The organism is Bacillus cereus group sp. N11, assembly GCF_016483605.1.
GTDB lineage: Bacteria > Bacillota > Bacilli > Bacillales > Bacillaceae_G > Bacillus_A > Bacillus_A toyonensis.
Window position 1 is genome coordinate 203,707 of sequence record NZ_JAEHBN010000004.1, and the last position, 20,771, is coordinate 224,477.

Consider the following 20,771-nt stretch of genomic DNA (forward strand, 5'->3'; position numbering starts at 1 on the left):
TTATTTATATAAAAAGATTTAATTGGGAGGAAAATAAGATGAAACAGACGGAGCAATGGACTTCGAAATTAGGATTTATAATGGCTGCAGCAGGATCAGCAATTGGATTAGGCGCAATATGGAAGTTTCCTTATATCGCTGGGAAGAGCGGGGGAGGAGCATTCTTTTTAATCTTTATATTATTTACTGTATTAATTGGTCTCCCGCTATTAATAGCTGAATTTATGATTGGACGCAGTACACAGAAACAAGCAGTTGGCGCATTTAAAAGTATTGCACCAAATACAGGGTGGCACTGGATTGGACGCCTTGGCGTTGGAACGTGTTTTATATTACTTTCGTTTTATAGTGTTGTAGGTGGATGGGTATTGATTTATTTATTCAGAGGAGTAACTGGACAACTTATTACTCAGGGACAAAATTACGGTGCATTATTTACTGAAACAATTGGAAATCCCGCTTGGGCTATTACTGGACATTTCGCTTTTATGTTCATTACGATATGGGTTGTATCAAAAGGTGTACAAAACGGAATTGAAAAAGCAAGTAAATATATGTTACCAGCATTGTTCGTTTTATTTGTCGCCCTTATTATTCGTTCATTAACATTGGATAATGCAATGCAAGGTGTGAAGTTTTTCTTACAACCAGATTTCTCAAAGATTACTTCAGAAAGTATTTTGTTCGCAATGGGCCAATCGTTTTTTGCGATTAGTATCGGAATATCAATTATGGTTACGTATAGTTCCTATTTAAATAAAAAAGAAAGTTTACCAAAATCAGCAATAACAATTGTTGGATTGAATTTATTCGTTTCTTTATTTGCAGGTCTTGCAATTTTTCCAGCAGTATTTTCATTAGGAATGGAGCCGACGGAAGGGCCTGGATTGCTATTTATCGTATTACCATCTGTATTTAGTCAAATTCCATTTGGCGGATTGTTCTTAACGGTATTTCTTGCGCTATTTACATTTGCCACATTAACATCGGCGTTTTCTCTACTAGAGACGGTTGTTTCAGCATTAGCAAATGGTGAACAAGAAAGAAGAACGAAACTATCATGGATCATTGGTTTCTGTATTTTCTTAGTAGGTATACCATCTGCGTTATCATTTGGAGTATGGAGTGATATTACGATTTTTGGTAAGAATATTTTTGATGCGGTAGACTTTTTATCTAGTAATATATTAATGCCACTAGGAGCGCTATTTATTAGTATTTTCGTATCATTCAAAATGGAAAAGAAGGTGCTAGAAGCAGAATTTTTTGTAGGTGGAAATTACGGAAAGAAAGTATTTACTTGTTGGGCATTTTTACTTCGGTTTGTAGCGCCACTTGCCATCATCATCGTCTTTTTAAATGTAATAGGAATTATTTAACATTAAATGTTATAATATACAGTAAAAAAGAAGGTGATGATTATAAAGGCGAATTTGATAGAAGCAGGGAAATACATGGACATTAGAGGGAAGAAGTTATATGTTGAAGCACATGGAAACCCTAAAAGTGAGCCTGTATTATACTTGCACGGCGGTCCAGGAGAGAGCTGTTATGATTTTTCATTTCATCAAGCGGAACGTTTAAAAGATTCTTTATATGTAATTATGATAGATCAAAGAGGTGTTTGTCGCTCAGAAGAAATTCTTGAGGACGAAGCTTTTGGATTAAATGATTTGATTGAAGATTGTGAAGAACTAAAAAAAGTATTGCAAATTGAGAAGTGGTCTGTAATTGGACATTCTTTCGGTGGATATGTAGCATTGTTATATGCATCGATATATCCAAGTTCAATAGAGAAAATAATATTTGAAGGACCAACTTTCGATTTTGCATTAACAAGTAGAGCTTTGTTACAAAAGACAGGGGATTTATTAAAAAAGTATGGAAAAGAAGAAGTAGCAGAAGAGTCCATCGCTTATTCATCTAGCAATGCTAGTTCCGAAGAGTTGCTTGAAGCTTATATAAGATTAAGCGATGAATTAGAAGAAAAAAGAATGGAGATTTACAATAATAAGGAAGATAGGACAGATGAGAGTTTATACAGTGATCAAGAGTGGGAAATATTTTCAAAACGCTCCAAGATTCATTTTGATAGATTAAAATTAGAAGGCGCATGTCATACATCATTATTATCCAAAATAAAAGATGTACAAAATCCAATGTTATTACTTGTAGGAAAACATGATGTAGTAACGTGTGAAAAACAAATTGAAATATTTAATAAAGATGCTCGAAACGGCAAGTATATTGCATTTGAAGAGAGCGGTCATTCACCTCATTATGAGGAAGCAGATAGATTCGCAGAAACAGTCATGTATTTTTTGAAATGAAGAAAAGGGTGCTTCTATTAATGAGAAGCACCCTTTCTAAATTTCTGGATATGTGATTGTTATGTTAGGCCATTTACTTTGCCAATTCTTTTTAATAACTCTGTTTTTGTACATATGTATACGTCCTTTTGATTCGAGAAAATGAGCTGTTGGTCTCACTTGTAATGAAAGAACATCTTTAATACCGCACGGAGCTGTTAATATAACATTGTTTTTTTCGTCTAATGTAACCCCTAAAGCCGTTGCTGTTTCAGGGAATTTAGAAATAGCATCAACAGAAGAAGAATATGGTGGCATGTTGTTCACCACATGCATACGAGCTTGATTTTTAACCGACCAAGGTATAGAAGCATCCATATTTGTTAGTGTTTTCTCTACGGATTGTTCATATGTCTCGTCTTTATGTAATGGATCAAAATAGATGACATCAACGTCCGGTGTAGCAGTTCTTACTTCGTAGTTATGCAAAGTATCCCAAAGTTTAGAACGAACAAAACCGGCGCAAATCCACCAATCAGGTAGCTCTAGTGATTTTGCTATGTGTAATACGTCCATCATCCATTTGTCGTTTTCTATTAAGCGAATTACATCTTGTTCTGTTTGTATCTTCATTGATAAATTCACCTTCCTAGTAAATTAATGCATTAGTTCAATAATCCATAAAATCCAGTAAGCACCTGGTACGAACAACAGTTGTGCGAGTAAAGTACCGAGAAGTCTAGATATCATTAACCAACCATACATTTTACTCATAGATTCAGCACCATTTTCTGATTGTAAAGCACGCTCTGTTAATAGAGCAATGCGTGGATCGAGCAATACTGTTAATAAAATAGTAGCAAAACCATTCACAAGGCCAGAAGCTGTACTTGCATTTGTTGCGTAATCTGGATTTAGAAAAGAAGCATAAAGGGCAGAAAGAACACCTGCTGTATAAATTGCAGTAGCAAACATGTTAATAAGCATAATACGCTTTGGAATACCACCGATACGCAATCTATGAATCATTTCAAATCTTGGAAAGCGCACATATTTTTTTGTGTACTTTAATTTTTGAATGTTATTTGTTTTCATCATTCGAATGAAAGAACCATCTGTTTCAAAGTTTTGAATGACATATCCAAATAGTTTTGTCAAAGTTGGATAAAGAATAATCGCAAGTAATGTACCTATGGAAGCAGATAATAGTACAAGTCGTATAGTATGCTCTAAATTAATAGAAGCATCTCGTTTTGCTTCATCGACAATCCCGCCAATTAAAAAGGCTTGTAGTAAATTTGAAGTTCTTGAAATAAGTAATACCATTCCTACGACAGATAAGGCAACGACAATCTTTTTTAAACGAACACCAGCTAATCGAATACTATAAGAACTAGTTTCGACTGCGTGGATGACAATTGTGAAAGCCATTATAAAAATTAACGTAATTGACATTTGTTTCACCAGTTTCTATTGAATTAATTGTAACTTTCTTACTTTATCATATCTATCCGTCTAATGTAACCGAAACTATGTAACATAGAAAAAGTGATTTTTTTGAAAAAACAAATAATGGTAGTATAGTAGAGGTAGAGTAGTAAAAAAACCTTTAGTATTACATGTAAAGTAGGATGAGTGGGGGATTAAATATGTATACAACATTTTTATTTGATTTAGATGGAACAGTAACGGATCCTAAAAAGGGGATTGTAAATTCAGTTTTGTACGCGTTAGAAAAGGTTGGAATTGAAGAATTACATGTAAGTGAGTTAGATTCATTTATTGGTCCTCCTATTCAGCAATCATTCGTAGAGAGATATAATATGAATGAAGGAGAAGTTGAACGAGCTGTTTTTTATTTCAGGGAATATTTAAAGCAACGTGGGTTGTTGGAGAATAGTGTATACGAGGGTATTCCAAATCTCCTAAAACAATTAAAAGATAACGGAAATCGTTTATTTATAGCTACTTCAAAGCCTACTATTTTTGCTAGACAAGTAATAGAGCATTTTCAACTAACGAATTATTTTGAAGATATTATTGGAAGTAATTTAAATGGAACAAGAATAAAAAAAGAAGAAATAATTGCACATATTTTACTTCAGAATGAAGGACTTAATAAAGAGGAAGTTGTTATGATTGGAGATAGAAAGCACGATATAATAGGTGCAAATCATAATGGAATTGCTTCAATTGGTGTTTTATATGGCTATGGTAGTGAAAATGAGTTGATTGAAGTTAGTTCGACTCATATAGCGAAGGATATAGAAGAACTACACCATTTTTGTATAGAAAATAGTTTAATAAAAAAATAAAAATAGAGACTAACAATCCCTTTATAACGTATGACGATGAAATCGTTTCTGTTTAAAGGGATTTTTCATATGTAATCGAATATGTATAATTAGACATTTTAGTATGAAAAATTTGTATGAATTAGAGGAGGGATGTCAGAAATGAAAGATTAGTAGAAGTTTATCAATAAAAGATCGAATTTTCAGTTTAAAGGAGGGGTATAATTGGAGCTAGTTATTATATTATTAGCACTTAGCTTACTTATGTTTGTAGCCTATAGAGGGTTTTCTGTTATTTTATTTGCACCAATTTTTGCATTATTTGCGGTATTTTTGACAGAACCTAGTTTTGTATTACCTTTCTTTTCTAATATTTTTATGGAGAAAATGGTAGGGTTTATTAAACTATATTTCCCGGTGTTTTTACTTGGAGCAATTTTTGGGAAAGTAGTAGAAATGTCAGGAATTGCTGATTCTATTGCAAAGACGATTGTAGAGTTGGTTGGAGAAAAACGTACAATTTTAGCGATTGTTTTAATGGGTGCTATTTTAACATATAGTGGTGTTAGTGTATATGTAGTGGTATTTGCTATATTTCCGTTTGCAGCTAAGCTTTTTCGACAAGCTAATATTCCAAAACGCTTAATACCTGGAACAATTGTCCTTGGAGCAGTAACATTTACAATGGATGCGCTCCCTGGATCACCACAAATTCAAAATGTAATACCTACAACATTTTTTAAAACGGATATTTATGCTGCACCGATACTTGGTATTGTAGGGGCAATTTTTGTACTCACGTTAGGTTTATTATATTTAGAGAGTAGGCGTAAGAAGGCAAAAGCAGCAGGTGAAGGATATTTTGGTTTTAACGATGGGAATACTGAAATGGCAGCATCTTTGGAATTAGAGCAGAAAGAAATACCGCTGTTAAATAGTTTAGAAATTACGAGGGCACAACAACTTATTGCTTTTATACCACTTATTTTAGTAGGTGTAATGAATAAAGTGTTTACTATTATGATACCGAAGTGGTATCCGAACGGTTTTGACTTTTCAGCAATTGGTATGAAAGCATTTGGAAAAGTAGAATTGAGTGCGGTAGTTGGAATATGGTCTGTAGAATTGGCACTTATAATAGGAATTTTAACAACTCTTTTATTATACTGGAAACGGGTAGTAACAGGATTTCAAGCTGGATTGAATACAAGTATAGGTGGAGCACTACTTGCAACAATGAACACTGGAGCAGAATTTGGTTTCGGTGGTGTCATTGCAGCACTTCCAGGTTTTGCAATTATGAGAGATGGCATTTCTGCAACGTTCACAAATCCTTTAGTGAATGGAGCGGTAACGACGAATATTTTAGCCGGTATTACAGGTTCTGCATCAGGAGGAATGGGGATTGTTTTAAGTGCGATGGGGGATAAATTTATTGCAGCAGCCAATCAATTTGATATCCCATTAGAAGTTATGCACCGTATCGTATCAATGGCATCAGGAGGAATGGATACATTACCACATAACGGGGCTATTATTACTATTCTTACAGTAACAGGTTTAACACATAAACAGTCATATAAAGATATATTTGCTATTACAGTTTTGAAAACGCTTGCTGTGTTTTTAGTTATCGCATTCTATACTATTACAGGAATTTATTAAAAATAGATACTATATGAATTGTAAAGGTTTATTTAGTTGATATTTTATAAACTAAACATTAATAAGGGAAAGAAGGGGTGGAGTATTTGCAAGAAGTTGCTGAGTTTCGTATGCCGAAGTCTGTACTATATGGAAGAAATTCGATTGAAAAGCTGGGGGAACAATCAAAGAAGTTTGGGAAAAGAGCTTTTATAGTTACTGATACAATTATGGAGAAATTAGGGTATGTTGAAAGGTGCATAAAACAGCTAAATAAGAAAGGGATTACTGTTATTACATATAATAAAGTGAATGCTGAGCCTACAAATTTACACGTATTAGAAGCGTTAACGATTTGTAAAGAAGGAAAGTGTGATTTTATTATCGGTATTGGTGGTGGAAGTTGTATTGATGCTGCGAAAGCAGTAGCGGTGTTATATACTAATGGTGGAGCAATTGAATATTACGTCCAAAAAGATGTTGAAATAGAAAATGATCCACTACCACTCATTGCAATTCCAACAACTTCAGGTACTGGGTCAGAAGTAACAAGTGTAGCAGTAATTACGAATAAAAAAACAGATGTAAAAATGATGATGAAGCATCCGAGTTTTACCCCGCAAGTAGCGATTATTGACCCGATATTAACAAGTTCGGTACCACCTCACATTACGGCAGCGACAGGTATAGATGCATTATGCCATGCAATTGAAGCATATATTTCTAAATTTTCTCAACCACTTACAGATGTACTTGCTCTTTCGGCTATTGAAAGTATTATGAAATATTTACGTATTGTATATGAAGATGGAGGTAATATGGAAGCAAGGGAAGCAATGATGATCGCTTCATTACAAGCTGGAATTGCATTCTCAAATGCATCTGTTACATTAGTTCATGGAATGTCAAGACCAGTAGGGGCGTTATTTCATGTACCACATGGTATATCAAATGCAATACTATTACCTACAGTTTTAGAATATACAAAAGTGAGTGCAACAAAAAGACTAGCGGAAATTGGACGTTGTTTAAATAAAGATATGTATTCCTATTGTGATGAAGAAATAGCCGATTATACGCTGAGGGAAATAAAAAAACTTTGTTTTGATCTTCGTATTCCAAATTTAAAAGAATACGGAATCGGTGAGGTTGAATTTGAAAATGCTATTTCAAAAATGGCCTCGGATGCAATTGAAAGTGGTAGCCCAGGAAATAATCCGCGAGTTCCTTCTTATAATGAAATTAAACAGTTGTATCGACAATGTTTTAATTATCAATATGAAGATTCTATAAAAACATTAGGGGGTTAATTTCAGAATATTCACATAAAATTTCCTTGGAAATAGTTAGAACAAGACTTTATATTATAAACTTAAAGTCTTGTTTTATTGTGTATAATATACATAATAAAACATTGTTATTAGTTTAGAAAAAAGTTTAGGTAGGTGTGTTATATATGAAAACGATAGGGCTTATAGGTGGTATGAGTTGGGAATCGACTTCGGAATATTATCGAATTTTAAATGAAGAGATAAAAAGTAGATTAGGGGGATTACACTCAGCAAAATGTTTGATTAATAGTGTGGATTTTGAAGAGATTGAACGATTCCAGTCTAACGGGGATTGGGATGGAGCAGGAGAAGTATTAGGGAATGCGGCGTATTCATTGCAGAAGGGAGGAGCAGATTTTATAATCATTTGCACAAATACAATGCATAAAGTAGTGGAGAAAATAAAAGAGAATATTAACATCCCCGTATTACATATTGCTGATACTACTGCAAAAGAAATTAAAAGAAAAGGTATTCAAACGATTGGTCTACTTGGAACGAAATATACAATGGAGCAAGATTTCTATAAGTCACGTATAGAAGAGAATAATATAAAAGTAATAGTGCCAGTAGAAAAAAATAGAGAAAAATTAAATGAAATAATTTATACAGAGTTATGTTTAGGAAAAATAACATCGCAATCTAGAGAATATTATAAAAGAGTCATAGAAGAGCTAGTGCAAAAAGGAGCACAGGGAATAATTTTAGGTTGTACAGAAATAGGATTATTAATAAAGCAGGAAGACGTATTAGTTCCGATATTTGATACAACTTTTATACATGCAATGGAAGCAGTAAATGTGGCTTTAGAAAGTAGATTATAATTATATTATGTAAACTTAGTTCGTGTATGTGGAAAACATTCAGAAAATATTTTATAATGTAAGTGGTTACATTTAAGGGGGATGCGTATGTTTTCAGTTCAACCAATCGCATTTGTACATAATGAAAGAAAGGAAATAAAAGATGACGAATGGGGAGAAGTAAGATCCTGTATTACTTTAACTGAATTGTATACAGAGGAAAGTATACAAGGGATTGAAGAATTTTCTCATATTGAAGTTGTTTTTTATTTTCATAAAGTAACGGATGAACAAATTCAATATGTTGCTAGAAATCCTAGAAATAATAATGATTATCCTAACGTAGGCATTTTTGCACAGCGCGGGAAAAATCGCCCGAATCGCTTAGGTGTAACAATTGTAAAAGTGATAAAAAGAGACGGTAAATCAATTATTGTTGAGGGATTAGATGCTATTGATGGCACCCCTATATTGGATATAAAGCCGGTAATGAAAGAGTTTATGCCGAAAGAAGAAATTCTACAGCCTAAATGGGTAACGGATATAATGAGACAGTATTGGAAGGGGAATGGAGTAAAATGAGAATATATGAGGCAACAATTGCAGATTTAGATGGACTAGCATCAGTTTTTAATAACTATCGTATGTTTTACCGACAAGATTCCGATTTAGATGGTGCAAAAGTATTTTTACAAAATCGTATCGAGAGAAAAGAATCCGTTATTTTCGTAGCAGTTGAAGACGGTGAATATATTGGATTCACGCAACTATATCCATCATTTTCTTCCATTTCAATGAAAGAATTATGGATTTTAAATGATCTGTTTGTACAAGCCGCGAAGCGCGGAACTGGAACAGGTAAAAAATTATTAGAAGCTGCTAAAAAATTCGCATTAGAAAATGGCGCAAAAGGTGTAAAATTACAAACAGAGATTGATAATTTATCAGCACAGCGATTATACGCTGAAAATGGTTATTTAAGAGATAATCGTTATTTCCATTATGAATTAACATTTTAAAAAATGTAAGATTAAAAGAGACGTTTTCAAAATGAAAACGTCTCTTTTAAATTGTATTATAGTTGATTTAAAATCCAGTTTGTTGCATCTTCAAAGTTTTCTGCAATGTAGTTTGGCTCAATATGTGCCCACCTGTCTCGGTACGTATGTAAAGCATCGTATCCAGCGCCTGTTCGTACTAATATTGTTGTCGCATTCACTTTTTCACCTGCCACAATATCAGTCCAACGATCACCAACTACAGCACATTGTGTTAAATCAAGCCCATGTTTTTCCGCTGCTTTTAGAAGCATGCCTGTACTTGGTTTACGGCATTCACAGCCATCACCATGTTTATGAGGACAAACGTAAATATCATCAAAACCGAAACCTTTTAATTCTTGCACAAAATCAGCTACAGTCGCTATTCCATCCGCGATACCTGGTTGATTTGTGAAAGAGAAAATTTTTATATTTTGAGCTTTTATTTTTTGCAGAGCTGCTTTTGTAAAGGGGAATAATGTAAAAGAACCAGGGTAATGTATTGTAGTGTCGCCGCCAATTGTACCGTCACGATCAATGAAAATTGCTTTAATGTTTGTCATATTTATAGTCCCTTCAAGTAAAAAGTAGTTTAAAAATGTTTTACAAATCGATATCCATTTACTTCATAACCTAATTTTTTGTAAAAAGGATGTGCTTCTACTCTTTTTGTTCCACTAACTAGCCATGTTCCAATGCAATGATGCTTCTTTGCTAATTGTTCTGCATAATCCATTAACACCTGTCCAATGCCTTTCCGCCGTATTGTAGAATCGACGCTAATAATTGAAATTTCTCCATAACGAGTTACATCTTCTAAATTTTCGCGTATACGAAACCCGAGTAATCCAAATATAGTTTCTTCTTCCACATAAACATATAAAAAATCAAAAGGACTCATTTGTACGAATTGCAAGCGGTTGTTCATATCTTCATAGGAAATAGAGGAACCTTTTAATTCTTTCGTTAAAGAACAAAGTGCATCTATATCATCTATCGTCGCTTCACGAATTTGAAAAGACATATTATTCACTCCAATAAAATGTAATCAAACATTTAATATTCTGTTAAAAAATGTTTTTTCCTGCTATGAAAATAAATATTTTATAATGATATATAGATAGTTATACTTCTTCATTTTTATTTATTACCAGCTGTAATTGCCGGGATTATTTTTATAGTATGGATTGGTTGGATTGTATTTTTACCATAGAAAAAGAGCCGAAAATGGCTCTTTTTCTAATCTGTCACACATTGATAAATAAAATATACTAAAACGAGTATGCTTGCGGCGGAATACATGACATCTAAAGTCATTTGGTCGCCTCCTTATTGTTGTTGTATTTTATTGTATGAAATCTTACAATTTCATATTCAAGTGAAAAATATGTGAACGTTAACAAAATTGTAAAGTGCAAAAATTACAATCATTTTGTATAATAGAAGAAACAACCGTTATATAAAGTGAAACTTTAATCAGTGGGGGTTTTCTTCATCCCTACTGATTATTAGCCTTCACCAATCGGGCTTTTACGGGCAGTTGATCCCCCGCCTAACTTCTTTGCCTTCGCTGAATTTTGAGGTGGGGGTCTTACTTGCCCGTTAATGCGGGATAAAATATAATGAGTGAAAGGGGAGGGAACATAAATGCCAAATTGGTTTAGAAAAACCTTAGTCGCATTAATTACCGTATTTACATTTGGTTTAGTGACGCCTCCTTCCATATTGCTTGATAATGCCAAAGCTGCGGACAAGCCTACGAGCACAGCTGGGCAACAAAATTTGGAGAGTACGTCCTATACATATGAAGAAACGAATGACAGGTTAACCACCGATATTTTTATTACTTATGCAATGCAAGAAGCAGAGAAGCAGTCGATGCAAAAGTTTGGAACTAAAATTGGTCCAGTAATTGAAGATGAGTTTAAAGATGTAATATTACCGAAAATTGAAGAGGCAATTGCTGAGCTTGCCAATGATGTTCCAGAGGAATCGTTACAATCATTATCGATTTCTCAGAAACCAGCTGGTGGAAATAATGAAAAGATTTTTCACGTTTACGATACGAAATCTGGAAATGACTTACTACGATTTCATGTAAGAAGAGATCATCCACCGCAAGATGGTTATTATTTCAATTTCCATTATCATCGTTTTGATGATGGATACTCTGGACATCATGAACTAGGAAATATTTATTGGAATACGAATGTACCGCCAAAATGGCTTTCTTAAAAAGAACAAGAGAAAATCTTGTTCTTTTTTTGTTGATAAAAGGGTAAGACAACTATGTTGTTGAATAACATATGTTTAGGAAAAAAGAAGAAAAGGGAGTATGGAAATGCAAAAATATATTGTTTTTGACTTTGATGGCACATTAGTAGATTCACAAAATATATTTGTACCGATCTATAATCAAATAGCTGAAAAGCATGGTTATAAAACAGTAAGGGAAGAAGAAATTGAGCATTTACGTAAATTAACGATGCCCGAGAGATGTAAACAACTCGATGTACCACTGTATAAACTACCGATATTAGCGTTAGAGTTTTATAAATTATATCAACCAGCTATAAAAGATCTCGTTTTGTTCCATGGGATGAAGGATGTATTAGATGAATTACATAAAAAAGGCTACGGGATTGCCGTCATATCCTCTAACTCAGAAGAGCATATTCGGGCGTTTTTACATAATAATGGTATCGAAAATATTCAAGAAGTGTATTGTTCTAAAAATTTGTTCGGTAAAGACAAAATGATAAGAAGGTTTTTAAAATCAAAAAAAATAACAGAGCAAGAAATGTTATATGTCGGTGATGAACAGCGAGATATAGCAGCGTGTAAAAAGGCTGGTGTGAACGTAATTTGGGTATCTTGGGGGTATGATGTCATTGAAACAGTGAAAAAAGATGCACCAGATTATATGGTTCATACGCCTATGGAAATTGTACAAGTCGTACAAGGGGCACATTCTTAATATGAATACACTTCGAGCAGGTATTCATCATATTGAATTTTGGGTCGCGAATTTAGAGGAGTCTATTTCTTTTTATGATAAATTGTTTTCGATAATTGGATGGAGAAAGTTAAATGAAGTAGCATATAGTACGGGAGAAAGTGAAATATATTTTAAAGAGGTGGACGGGGAAATTGTAAGGACTTTAGGGCCTAGACATATTTGTTATCAAGCTATTCGTAGAGAAATAGTTGATGAAGTAGCAGATTTTCTTGCTAGTACAAAAGTGAAGGTAATACGTGGTCCGATAGAAATGAATCATTATTCGGACGGATACTATACGGTTGATTTTTACGATCCGAATGGATTTATTATAGAAGTAGCGTATACACCAAATGTAGAAATGTAAGGGGAATAAACATGAAGACAATTGCAGCACGGCAAAACAATATACAAATAGTAAAGGATGCAGCAAATATTGAAGAAATTTCTAAAGGTTTCTCACCTGATAAAAAATATATCATTACGACTATTAAAGATGAAAAGTATTTGTTACGGACAGGCGATATAAAAGAGTTTGAAAGAAAGAAAATAGAGTTTCAAATTTTAAATGAAATGCAAAAACGTAGTGTGCAAGCACAAAGGCCAATTGAAATGGGTTTGTTGGAAGAAGAAGGTTTATGCTACGGTGTTTTTTCGTATATAGAAGGAGAAGATGCGAAAAAATTGTTGCCTACATATACACTAAAAGAACAATATGATATTGGTATAGAAGCAGGAAAAGATTTAGCAAAAATGCATACATATGAAGCTCCTAAGGGTATACTTCCATGGTATGAAAGAGCCATGAAAAAACATCGAAAATATTTAGAGGCATACAAAACATGCGGAATAAAAATAAAAAATGATGATAAAATCATTAAGTTTATAGATGAAAATGAAATGTATGTACAAAACCGCCCAAATCGATTTCAACACGATGATTTTCATTTAGAAAATATAATTGTGCGGGATGGGAAATATGTAGGTGTTGTTGATTTTAATGGTTATGACTGGGGCGACCCACTTCATGATTTTGTAAAAATTGCACTATTTGCAAGAGACATTAGTATTCCGTATTCAATCGGACAAATAGAAGGATACTTTAATAGGAGAATACCAGAGGAGTTCTGGAAATTATATGCGGTGTACGTCGGCATGACAGTTTTCTCATCAGTTGTCTGGACATTACGAGCAGCACCGCATATGTTAGATGATATGTTAGAGCGTCTTATTATAGTTTTAGAGGATCATAATAACTTTGAGTTATCGAAGCCGATTTGGTTTCAATCAGATAAGATTGATATGAAATAGAAAAGATAGGTGTAATTCGCACCTATCTTTATTTTTTACCATCAAAATACTTATTTAATTTTCTTAAATATAAGCGGCTGAGTACTTAACGTAGCTGGCACATGTAACTGAAGGGATGGAAATTCACCACTCACACTCATTTCATAAGCGAATAATAAACTCATTTTCATTCGGAATAAGTCAACTTTTGCAGAGAAGATGTCGTAATGATGATGTGTTAATTGAATGTCCATTTCCATGAATTGCACAAATAATGAATCATCTCGCTTGTATACTTGTAATGTTCCGTATGCAGGATGTTCGAAAGTACCAGTATAATCCTCTAATTTGTGAGAAGGTGTAGTCTCTTTAATTTGCTCAGGAAGGGATTCAGTTGCTTCTTTCATCATTTCCTTCATTTTTTCAGTATCTTCTGCAGCACGTTTATGCCAATCGATGCCTTCTAATTCAAGTAGCTCGTCATAAATTTGGTTAGCAAGATAAGTAGGAAGTAATGTGCCTCCAGCATTCGTTAAAATGACAAGACCTACATTTTCTTTTGGCATGAATGAAACAAGTGCCGAAAATCCATCAATATTACCGCCATGATGAATCACTTTGTTACCACGATAAGCGCTAATAAACCAACCGAGGCCGTAACTATTTAATGGAGATTCAGGGAGTGATAGAACTGGTTGATCTGGAATTGAATTGTGTGGTGTATACATTTGTTGTAATAATTCAGAGGAGATTAATTCATGATCTCCAAACTTTCCTTTGTTTAAGTGAAGAAGTACCCAATTTGCCATATCTTCAATTGTAGAATTAATACACCCAGCAGCGCCAACTGTATCGATGTTACGGAATGGAACTTCTTTTATTTCACCGTCTTTTTCAATGTAAGGTAAAGCATAATCCTCTGTAATTTGTGAATCTGTAACAGAGAAGTTTGTATGCCTCATATTTAAAGGTTCTAAAATATGTTCTGTAACGTATTGCTCCCACGTTTGATTTGTAATGTTTTCAACAATGCAGCTAATTGTCGCATACATTAAGTTGTTATATAAAAATGCTGTTCGGAACGGTGCATCAAGTGGTAAATGTTTTATTTTTTCAACGAGATCTTTTCGAGATAAGGAAGAGCTGTACCAAAGAGCATCATGACGACTCACTCCAGTGCGGTGAGAGGCTAAATCCCGTCCTGTAACTTGTGAGGTAGCAAGTAGTTCACATAAAGAGAAGTTAGGTATATAAGACTGGACAGGAGTATCCCAATTAAACTTTTTTTGCTGTGCTAACAAGCTTAATGAAAGTGTGCCAAAAGCTTTCGTTGAGGAACCGATTGCGAACCGGGTGCTCGGTGTAACAGCCTCTTTTGTTTCTATATTTCGATAGCCGAAACCTTCTGAAAGAATAACTTCACCGTCTTTTATAACAGTTACAGCAGCACCAGGAACTTTTAAATCCTTCATCATTTTTTCAACCGTAGTTTGTAACGAAGTCATAACAGGAGTTTCAATTTTAGACATACTTCTAACCTCCAAATTTAAATTTTGTCCTACCGCACTATACTTTCGGTAATAGAAAATGAAAACCTTTTTAAATATGGAAAGTTAATAATTTTGTAAGAATTACTGAAAATAATTTTTATTTATCAAGATTATTAAATTTGTTGTTTTTCATGTTATGATAAATTTCATATAAGATTGAAAGAAGGTTTTTCTACATATGAAACATGCTGAATATGAATACTTAAATTTATGCCGCCATGTAATGGAGCACGGTACGAAGAAAGAAGATCGTACAGGGACAGGAACTGTATCTGTATTTGGATATCAAATGCGTTTTGATCTGAGTAAAGGATTTCCTTTATTAACGACAAAGAGAGTACCATTTCGCCTTGTAGCAAGTGAACTACTTTGGTTTATGAAAGGTGATACAAACATTCGCTATTTATTGCAGCATAATAATAACATTTGGAATGAATGGGCATTTAAGAGCTGGGTAGAAAGTGACGAGTATACTGGGCCTGATATGACAGATTTCGGTCTTCGCTCACAACAAGATGAGGAATTTAAAGTGCAATATGATGAGCAAATGGACCTATTTAAAAAGAATGTTTTAGAAGATGATGATTTTTCGAATAAATATGGCTACTTAGGAGACGTATATGGCAAGCAATGGCGTGCTTGGAAAACGACGGCTGGTGAAACACTGGATCAACTAAAAGATGTAATTGAAATGATTAAAAAAACGCCAGATTCACGTCGCCTAATCGTTTCTGCTTGGAATCCTGAAGACGTACCGAGTATGGCATTACCGCCTTGTCATACGCTATTCCAATTTTATGTAGCGGACGGAAAACTTTCTTGTCAGCTATATCAAAGAAGTGGCGACATCTTCCTTGGGATTCCATTTAACATCGCAAGTTATTCACTACTAACACATTTAATTGCACATGAATGTGGTCTTGAAGTAGGAGAATTTGTTCATACAATTGGAGATGCGCATATTTATACGAATCATTTTGAACAAGTAGAAAAACAATTGGCACGTGAACCACGTCCGTTCCCGAAACTTACATTAAATCCAGATGTGAAATCTGTGTTTGATTTTGAGATGGAAGATTTAACGATTGAAGGATATGATCCACACCCAGCGATTAAAGCACCGGTTGCAGTGTAATTGTAGAGGAGATGACAAGATGATTGTTTCATTTATGGTCGCAATGGACGAGAATAGAGTAATTGGTAAAGATAATAACTTACCTTGGCGTTTACCGAGTGAATTACAGTATGTAAAGAAAACGACGATGGGTCACCCACTTATTATGGGGAGAAAAAACTATGAAGCAATTGGTAGACCATTGCCTGGAAGACGTAATATTATTGTAACTCGTAATGAAGGGTATCATGTAGAAGGCTGCGAAGTAGCTCATACTGTAGAAGAAGTGTTTGAACTATGTAAAAATGAAGAAGAGATTTTTATTTTTGGCGGAGCGCAAATTTATGATCTCTTTTTACCGTATGTAGACAAGTTATATATAACAAAAATCCACTATGCATTTGAAGGAGACACATTCTTCCCAGAAATGGATATGACAAATTGGAAAGAGATTTTTGTAGAAAAAGGTTTAACGGATGAAAAAAATCCGTATACGTATTATTACCATGTATACGAGAAACAACAATAATAATAAAAATTGATGTGAGTATTCGCATCAATTTTTTTATTTGTATTTATAAATGTAAGTTTATAGATGGTATTCAATAATGCTATAATGAAAGGTAGCATGTGAAAAATGCTAAAATTTTCAAAAGTATTACTATAGAAAGAGGAGGAGAATCAGTTGAGAAAAATATGGGGGATTCTTTTTCTTTGCTTAACATTCATGTTAGTTGGATGTGGTAAAGAAGAAAAACCACAAGAAGCGTTTGATACATATGTAAAATCATGGAATAAACAAAAATTTACAGATATGTACGATCAATTATCAGAAAATGCAAAAAAAGATATTTCCAAGAAAGAGTTTACTGAGAAATATGAAAAAATTTATTCTGGTATTGAAGTGAAAGACTTAAAGGTAGAAACAGGGGAAGTAAAAGAAGATAAAAAAGATGAAGGCCCTGTTCCTTTTAAAGTAAGCATGGATACAGTTGGTGGTAAAATCACTTTTGGTCATGAAGCAAAAATGGTGAAAGAAAAAGATGGAGATAAAGAATCTTGGAAAATAGATTGGACACCTGATTTCATTTTCCCTGGCATGACAAAAGATAGTAAAGTGCGTATGCAAACAACAGAGCCAAAACGTGGTGAAATATACGATCGTAATGGAAAAGGTCTGGCGACGAATGGGAAAGCTTCTGAGATCGGAATCGTTCCAGAAAAATTAGATGAAACTGCTCCGCAAACGAAAGAAGCAGTAGCTAAGTTGTTAAATATGTCTGTAGAAGAAATTGATCAAAAACTAACTGCTAAATGGGTAAAACCAGGGTATCTTGTACCAATTGGAATTTTACCTGAAGGGGCAACGCAAAATACGTATATTGATTTACCTGGTGTTGCAACAAAACCTGTAAATGTTCGTACATATCCGTTAGGGGAAGCGGCAGCTCATCTAACTGGTTATATCGGAAAGGTAAATGCTGAAGATTTAAAAACGCTACAAAAGAAAGGCTACCAAGCTGATGAGCCAGTTGGTAAAGCTGGATTAGAGCAAGTATTGGAAGAAAAGCTACGCGGTAAAAAAGGTGGCCGTGTCTTTGTAGAAGATGCACAAGGAAAAGAAATTAAAAATTTAGCAAAAACAGAAGCTGTTGATGGAGAAAATGTAACTTTAACTATCGATAGTGCTGTTCAAGAAAAAACGTATAATGAAATGAAGGGCGAAGCTGGTTCAAGTGCGGCAATTAATCCGAAAAGTGGAGAAACAATTGCACTTGTAAGTAGTCCAGCATATGATCCTAATTTAATTGCACGAGGAACATCGAAAGCACAACGTGAAGCTTGGAATAATGATCCGAAAAAACCGATGACGAACCGATTTACACAATTATCGGTACCAGGTTCTGTATTTAAGCCAATTACAGCTGCAATCGGTCTTGAAACGAAAACGATTGATCCAAAAGAAGAATTGAAAATTGAAGGATTGAAATGGACAAAAGATTCTTCTTGGGGCAATTATTACGTAACACGTGTGAAAGATGCAAATCCGATTGATTTGGATAAGGCAATGAAATATTCGGATAATATTTACTTCGCACAAGAAGCTTTAAAAATCGGAAAAGATAAATTTATGAGTGAAGCGAAAAAATTCGGATTCGATGAGAAATTACCAATTGAATATGGATTCCCAGCTTCTAAAATCGCAAATGATGGTATTAAAAATGATATTCAAATGGCAGATACAGGATATGGTCAAGGACAAGTGTTAATGACTCCTCTTCATCTAGCTTTAACATATGCACCAATTGTAAATGATGGAACAATTCCGTCACCATATATCATTAAAACAGATAAACAACCAAAAGCTTGGAAAGAAAATGTCATTTCAAAAGGAAATCAGGATATATTAAAAACTGCTATGACTAAAGTAATTAATGATCCGGATGGTACAGGGAAAATTGCTAAAATTGATGGTATGACCCTTGCTGGAAAAACAGGTACAGCGGAATTAAAAGTATCTAAAGAGGCCGAAGGAAAAGAACTAGGCTGGTTCGCTGCATTTGATTTAAATGCACCTGATATGGTCATTACAATGATGATTGAAGATGTAAAAGGTAGAGGTGGAAGTAACATTCCAGCTGAAAAAGTGAAACATATTTTTCAAAAATAAAGGTTGATGAAGGACTATCTCCATGAAATATGGAGGTAGTTTTTTATTTAGTTAACATTTTAAATGGAAATATATAATTTATAGATTACAAAACAACTTATTAACTTACGAAAAAAAAGTAGCTATTTTTTATTGACATGAAGCGAGAGATTTTGTATTATACTTACATAAGGTAAGTTATTTACTTTCGAATTATAAATCTCAAATTAAAGATAAAATTAAAGGGAGAGAATACAATGACAAAAGTACTATTTATCACAGCAAATCCAAATTCAGCAGAAGGTTCTTTCGGAATGGCAGTAGGAGAAGCTTTCATCGAAGCTTATAAAAACGAGCATCCACAAGACGAAGTTGTAACAGTTGATTTATTCAATACGACTGTACCAGCAATTGATGCTGATGTATTTGCTGCTTGGGGTAAATTTGCAGCAGGTGAAGGCTTTGAAACTTTAACAGAAGTTCAACAACAAAAAGTTGCAGCAATGAACACAAACTTAGAAACATTTATGCATGCAGATCGTTATGTATTCGTAACTCCAATGTGGAACTTTAGCTATCCACCAGTAGTAAAAGCATACTTAGATAACTTAGCAATTGCAGGTAAAACATTCAAATATACTGAAAATGGTCCAGTTGGCTTATTAGAAGGCAAAAAAGCACTTCACATTCAAGCAACAGGTGGCGTTTATTCTGAAGGAGCATACGCAGCTGTAGACTTCGGTCGTAATCACTTGAAAACAGTATTAGGATTCATCGGTGTAAATGAAACTGAATATATTGCAGTTGAAGGTATGAATGCTAATCCTGAAAAAGCACAAGAAATTAAAGAAGCAGCAATTGCTAACGCACGTGAATTAGCAAAACGTTTCTAATATAGAATACTTAAAAATGTCCAAACACTTGTTGTTTGGACATTTTTTCTTCTTTTTCCTTCGTTTGTCTAGTATAATGAAGGTCGGAATGATAATAGGTGGGGGTTCTGTATGATTCAAACGTTTTTTAAAATCTTTTATTTAATTTTAATTGTAATTGCGATTACACCGAGAATGTGGCGTCTTAAAAAACAAGTAAATACGATGTCACCGCAAGAAAAAGATAATGCTGTATATAAAACGACAAATTGGTTTGGTAAAAAAATGGTACGTGTTGCTGGTGGGGCAGTAGAAGTAAAAGGGCTTGAAAATGTTCCGAAAGACAAGCCGGTACTAGTTGTAAGTAATCATCAAAGTAATATGGATATTCCTGTTTTACTAGGTTACTTAAATAAACCAATTGGATTCGTTTCAAAGGCAGAGATTAAGAAGTTTCCAGTTGTACCAACTTGGATGGAACTTATGAATTGTGTATTTATGGTTCGTAATGATCGTCGTCAATCTCTTCAAGCGATTAAAGATGGAATTGAACTATTAAAGAATGGACATTCTATCGTAATTTTCCCTGAAGGAACGAGAAGTAAGGGTGGCGAAATTGGAGAGTTTAAAGCTGGTAGTTTTCACCTAGCAGTAAAATCTGGTGTAGCAATCTTACCTGTAACGTTAGATGGTACATATAAAATGTTTGAAGCGAATGGAAATCGTATGAAACGAGCTCATGCAACAGTAACGATTTCTAAGCCGATTACACCTGAAGAGTATGCGAATATGGATATTAAAGAATTAACGAAGCATACACAGGATGTTATCGCATCACAATTACATAAGTAATAAAAAAGGTTTCAGCTTTCATCA

22 protein-coding genes are annotated in these 20,771 nt (G+C 34.0%); 17 read left to right on the plus strand and 5 right to left on the minus strand.

Features of this window, described 5'->3' with window-relative positions; translation table 11 throughout:
* The first annotated feature begins 38 nt into the window (after positions 1-38).
* Together JDS98_RS08795 and JDS98_RS08800 are read left to right on the plus strand one after the other, a co-directional pair.
* Positions 39-1,379, plus strand: a complete 1,341-nt coding sequence (locus JDS98_RS08795) for a sodium-dependent transporter (RefSeq protein WP_199633801.1) — start codon at positions 39-41, stop codon at positions 1,377-1,379.
* Positions 1,380-1,415: 36 nt separating this feature from the next.
* On the plus strand, positions 1,416-2,330 hold the full coding sequence (locus tag JDS98_RS08800; protein ID WP_199633802.1) for an alpha/beta fold hydrolase: 915 nt from the start codon (positions 1,416-1,418) through the stop codon (positions 2,328-2,330).
* 36 nt (positions 2,331-2,366) lie between these two features.
* Here the strand turns inward: JDS98_RS08800 and JDS98_RS08805 are convergent, their stop codons facing one another.
* Positions 2,367-2,942: a nucleotidyltransferase family protein gene (locus JDS98_RS08805; RefSeq protein ID WP_000701721.1), complete on the minus strand. Its 576-nt coding sequence runs from the start codon at positions 2,940-2,942 to the stop codon at positions 2,367-2,369.
* Between the two features lie 24 nt (positions 2,943-2,966).
* Positions 2,967-3,764, minus strand: a complete 798-nt coding sequence (locus tag JDS98_RS08810; protein ID WP_000028917.1) for a lipid II flippase family protein — start codon at positions 3,762-3,764, stop codon at positions 2,967-2,969.
* Positions 3,765-3,958: 194 nt separating this feature from the next.
* On the opposite strand from JDS98_RS08810, the gene JDS98_RS08815 reads away from it, so the two are divergent.
* From JDS98_RS08815 to JDS98_RS08840, 6 genes are all read left to right on the plus strand, one after another.
* A complete protein-coding gene (locus tag JDS98_RS08815) occupies positions 3,959-4,624 on the plus strand; it encodes an HAD family hydrolase (RefSeq protein ID WP_000288768.1) in 666 nt (221 codons plus the stop codon).
* A 204-nt stretch (positions 4,625-4,828) separates the two neighbouring features.
* The gene (locus JDS98_RS08820; RefSeq protein ID WP_002065163.1) at positions 4,829-6,268 is read left to right on the plus strand and encodes a GntP family permease; all 1,440 of its coding nucleotides are present in this window, start codon (positions 4,829-4,831) and stop codon (positions 6,266-6,268) included.
* Between the two features lie 86 nt (positions 6,269-6,354).
* Positions 6,355-7,557 (plus strand): iron-containing alcohol dehydrogenase, encoded by a 1,203-nt coding sequence (locus tag JDS98_RS08825; protein ID WP_097956818.1) that lies wholly within the window; start codon positions 6,355-6,357, stop codon positions 7,555-7,557.
* Between the two features lie 146 nt (positions 7,558-7,703).
* The gene (locus JDS98_RS08830) at positions 7,704-8,402 is read left to right on the plus strand and encodes an aspartate/glutamate racemase family protein (protein ID WP_000848587.1); all 699 of its coding nucleotides are present in this window, start codon (positions 7,704-7,706) and stop codon (positions 8,400-8,402) included.
* An 87-nt stretch (positions 8,403-8,489) separates the two neighbouring features.
* On the plus strand, positions 8,490-8,963 hold the full coding sequence (locus JDS98_RS08835; protein WP_097956816.1) for an SAM-dependent methyltransferase: 474 nt from the start codon (positions 8,490-8,492) through the stop codon (positions 8,961-8,963).
* The gene (locus JDS98_RS08840; RefSeq protein ID WP_001223858.1) at positions 8,960-9,400 is read left to right on the plus strand and encodes a GNAT family N-acetyltransferase; all 441 of its coding nucleotides are present in this window, start codon (positions 8,960-8,962) and stop codon (positions 9,398-9,400) included. Before JDS98_RS08835 ends, JDS98_RS08840 begins: the two co-directional genes overlap by 4 nt.
* 56 nt (positions 9,401-9,456) lie before the next feature.
* Here JDS98_RS08840 and JDS98_RS08845 read toward each other — a convergent pair whose 3' ends face one another.
* Positions 9,457-9,984 carry an HAD-IIIA family hydrolase gene (locus JDS98_RS08845; RefSeq protein WP_000181775.1) on the minus strand — a complete coding sequence of 176 codons (528 nt, stop codon included), beginning with the start codon at positions 9,982-9,984 and terminating at the stop codon, positions 9,457-9,459.
* A gap of 29 nt (positions 9,985-10,013) precedes the next feature.
* A complete protein-coding gene (locus tag JDS98_RS08850) occupies positions 10,014-10,445 on the minus strand; it encodes a GNAT family N-acetyltransferase (protein ID WP_000009785.1) in 432 nt (143 codons plus the stop codon).
* 623 nt (positions 10,446-11,068) lie between these two features.
* On the opposite strand from JDS98_RS08850, the gene JDS98_RS08855 reads away from it, so the two are divergent.
* From JDS98_RS08855 to JDS98_RS08870, 4 genes are all read left to right on the plus strand, one after another.
* The gene (locus JDS98_RS08855) at positions 11,069-11,656 is read left to right on the plus strand and encodes a YpjP family protein (protein WP_097956811.1); all 588 of its coding nucleotides are present in this window, start codon (positions 11,069-11,071) and stop codon (positions 11,654-11,656) included.
* A gap of 106 nt (positions 11,657-11,762) precedes the next feature.
* Positions 11,763-12,398, plus strand: a complete 636-nt coding sequence (locus tag JDS98_RS08860; RefSeq protein WP_199633803.1) for an HAD family hydrolase — start codon at positions 11,763-11,765, stop codon at positions 12,396-12,398.
* Position 12,399: 1 nt separating this feature from the next.
* Entirely contained in the window at positions 12,400-12,786 is a 387-nt protein-coding gene (locus tag JDS98_RS08865) for a VOC family protein (protein WP_001094651.1), read from the plus strand.
* 11 nt (positions 12,787-12,797) lie between these two features.
* Positions 12,798-13,730, plus strand: a complete 933-nt coding sequence (locus JDS98_RS08870; RefSeq protein ID WP_097956810.1) for an aminoglycoside phosphotransferase family protein — start codon at positions 12,798-12,800, stop codon at positions 13,728-13,730.
* Positions 13,731-13,780: 50 nt separating this feature from the next.
* On the opposite strand, the gene JDS98_RS08875 is transcribed toward JDS98_RS08870, so the two are convergent.
* A complete protein-coding gene (locus JDS98_RS08875; protein ID WP_097956809.1) occupies positions 13,781-15,238 on the minus strand; it encodes a serine hydrolase in 1,458 nt (485 codons plus the stop codon).
* A gap of 199 nt (positions 15,239-15,437) precedes the next feature.
* On the opposite strand from JDS98_RS08875, the gene JDS98_RS08880 reads away from it, so the two are divergent.
* The 5 genes from JDS98_RS08880 to JDS98_RS08900 all read left to right on the plus strand — a co-directional run bounded on the left by JDS98_RS08880 (position 15,438) and on the right by JDS98_RS08900 (position 20,747).
* Positions 15,438-16,394, plus strand: a complete 957-nt coding sequence (locus JDS98_RS08880; RefSeq protein WP_000679621.1) for a thymidylate synthase — start codon at positions 15,438-15,440, stop codon at positions 16,392-16,394.
* Positions 16,395-16,413: 19 nt separating this feature from the next.
* A complete protein-coding gene (locus tag JDS98_RS08885) occupies positions 16,414-16,902 on the plus strand; it encodes a dihydrofolate reductase (RefSeq protein ID WP_097953481.1) in 489 nt (162 codons plus the stop codon).
* Positions 16,903-17,058: 156 nt separating this feature from the next.
* Positions 17,059-19,044, plus strand: a complete 1,986-nt coding sequence (gene pbpC / locus JDS98_RS08890; protein WP_098911650.1) for a penicillin-binding protein 3 — start codon at positions 17,059-17,061, stop codon at positions 19,042-19,044.
* Between the two features lie 236 nt (positions 19,045-19,280).
* On the plus strand, positions 19,281-19,916 hold the full coding sequence (locus tag JDS98_RS08895) for an FMN-dependent NADH-azoreductase (protein WP_000170037.1): 636 nt from the start codon (positions 19,281-19,283) through the stop codon (positions 19,914-19,916).
* A gap of 111 nt (positions 19,917-20,027) precedes the next feature.
* On the plus strand, positions 20,028-20,747 hold the full coding sequence (locus JDS98_RS08900; RefSeq protein ID WP_000616566.1) for a lysophospholipid acyltransferase family protein: 720 nt from the start codon (positions 20,028-20,030) through the stop codon (positions 20,745-20,747).
* The last annotated feature ends 24 nt before the right edge of the window (positions 20,748-20,771 follow it).

What these genes read in the sequence shown, in the direction of transcription:
- JDS98_RS08875 (WP_097956809.1), bottom strand. Translation starts at nt 15,238, where the DNA reads ATGTCTAAAATTGAAACTCCTGTTATGACTTCGTTACAAACTACGGTT.
- JDS98_RS08850 (WP_000009785.1), bottom strand. Translation starts at nt 10,445, where the DNA reads ATGTCTTTTCAAATTCGTGAAGCGACGATAGATGATATAGATGCACTT.
- JDS98_RS08840 (WP_001223858.1), top strand. Translation starts at nt 8,960, where the DNA reads ATGAGAATATATGAGGCAACAATTGCAGATTTAGATGGACTAGCATCA.
- JDS98_RS08870 (WP_097956810.1), top strand. Translation starts at nt 12,798, where the DNA reads ATGAAGACAATTGCAGCACGGCAAAACAATATACAAATAGTAAAGGAT.
- JDS98_RS08880 (WP_000679621.1), top strand. Translation starts at nt 15,438, where the DNA reads ATGAAACATGCTGAATATGAATACTTAAATTTATGCCGCCATGTAATG.
- JDS98_RS08900 (WP_000616566.1), top strand. Translation starts at nt 20,028, where the DNA reads ATGATTCAAACGTTTTTTAAAATCTTTTATTTAATTTTAATTGTAATT.
- JDS98_RS08810 (WP_000028917.1), bottom strand. Translation starts at nt 3,764, where the DNA reads ATGTCAATTACGTTAATTTTTATAATGGCTTTCACAATTGTCATCCAC.
- JDS98_RS08895 (WP_000170037.1), top strand. Translation starts at nt 19,281, where the DNA reads ATGACAAAAGTACTATTTATCACAGCAAATCCAAATTCAGCAGAAGGT.
- JDS98_RS08855 (WP_097956811.1), top strand. Translation starts at nt 11,069, where the DNA reads ATGCCAAATTGGTTTAGAAAAACCTTAGTCGCATTAATTACCGTATTT.
- JDS98_RS08815 (WP_000288768.1), top strand. Translation starts at nt 3,959, where the DNA reads ATGTATACAACATTTTTATTTGATTTAGATGGAACAGTAACGGATCCT.
- JDS98_RS08805 (WP_000701721.1), bottom strand. Translation starts at nt 2,942, where the DNA reads ATGAAGATACAAACAGAACAAGATGTAATTCGCTTAATAGAAAACGAC.
- JDS98_RS08795 (WP_199633801.1), top strand. Translation starts at nt 39, where the DNA reads ATGAAACAGACGGAGCAATGGACTTCGAAATTAGGATTTATAATGGCT.
- JDS98_RS08865 (WP_001094651.1), top strand. Translation starts at nt 12,400, where the DNA reads ATGAATACACTTCGAGCAGGTATTCATCATATTGAATTTTGGGTCGCG.
- JDS98_RS08835 (WP_097956816.1), top strand. Translation starts at nt 8,490, where the DNA reads ATGTTTTCAGTTCAACCAATCGCATTTGTACATAATGAAAGAAAGGAA.
- JDS98_RS08845 (WP_000181775.1), bottom strand. Translation starts at nt 9,984, where the DNA reads ATGACAAACATTAAAGCAATTTTCATTGATCGTGACGGTACAATTGGC.
- JDS98_RS08885 (WP_097953481.1), top strand. Translation starts at nt 16,414, where the DNA reads ATGATTGTTTCATTTATGGTCGCAATGGACGAGAATAGAGTAATTGGT.
- JDS98_RS08830 (WP_000848587.1), top strand. Translation starts at nt 7,704, where the DNA reads ATGAAAACGATAGGGCTTATAGGTGGTATGAGTTGGGAATCGACTTCG.
- JDS98_RS08800 (WP_199633802.1), top strand. Translation starts at nt 1,416, where the DNA reads ATGATTATAAAGGCGAATTTGATAGAAGCAGGGAAATACATGGACATT.
- JDS98_RS08860 (WP_199633803.1), top strand. Translation starts at nt 11,763, where the DNA reads ATGCAAAAATATATTGTTTTTGACTTTGATGGCACATTAGTAGATTCA.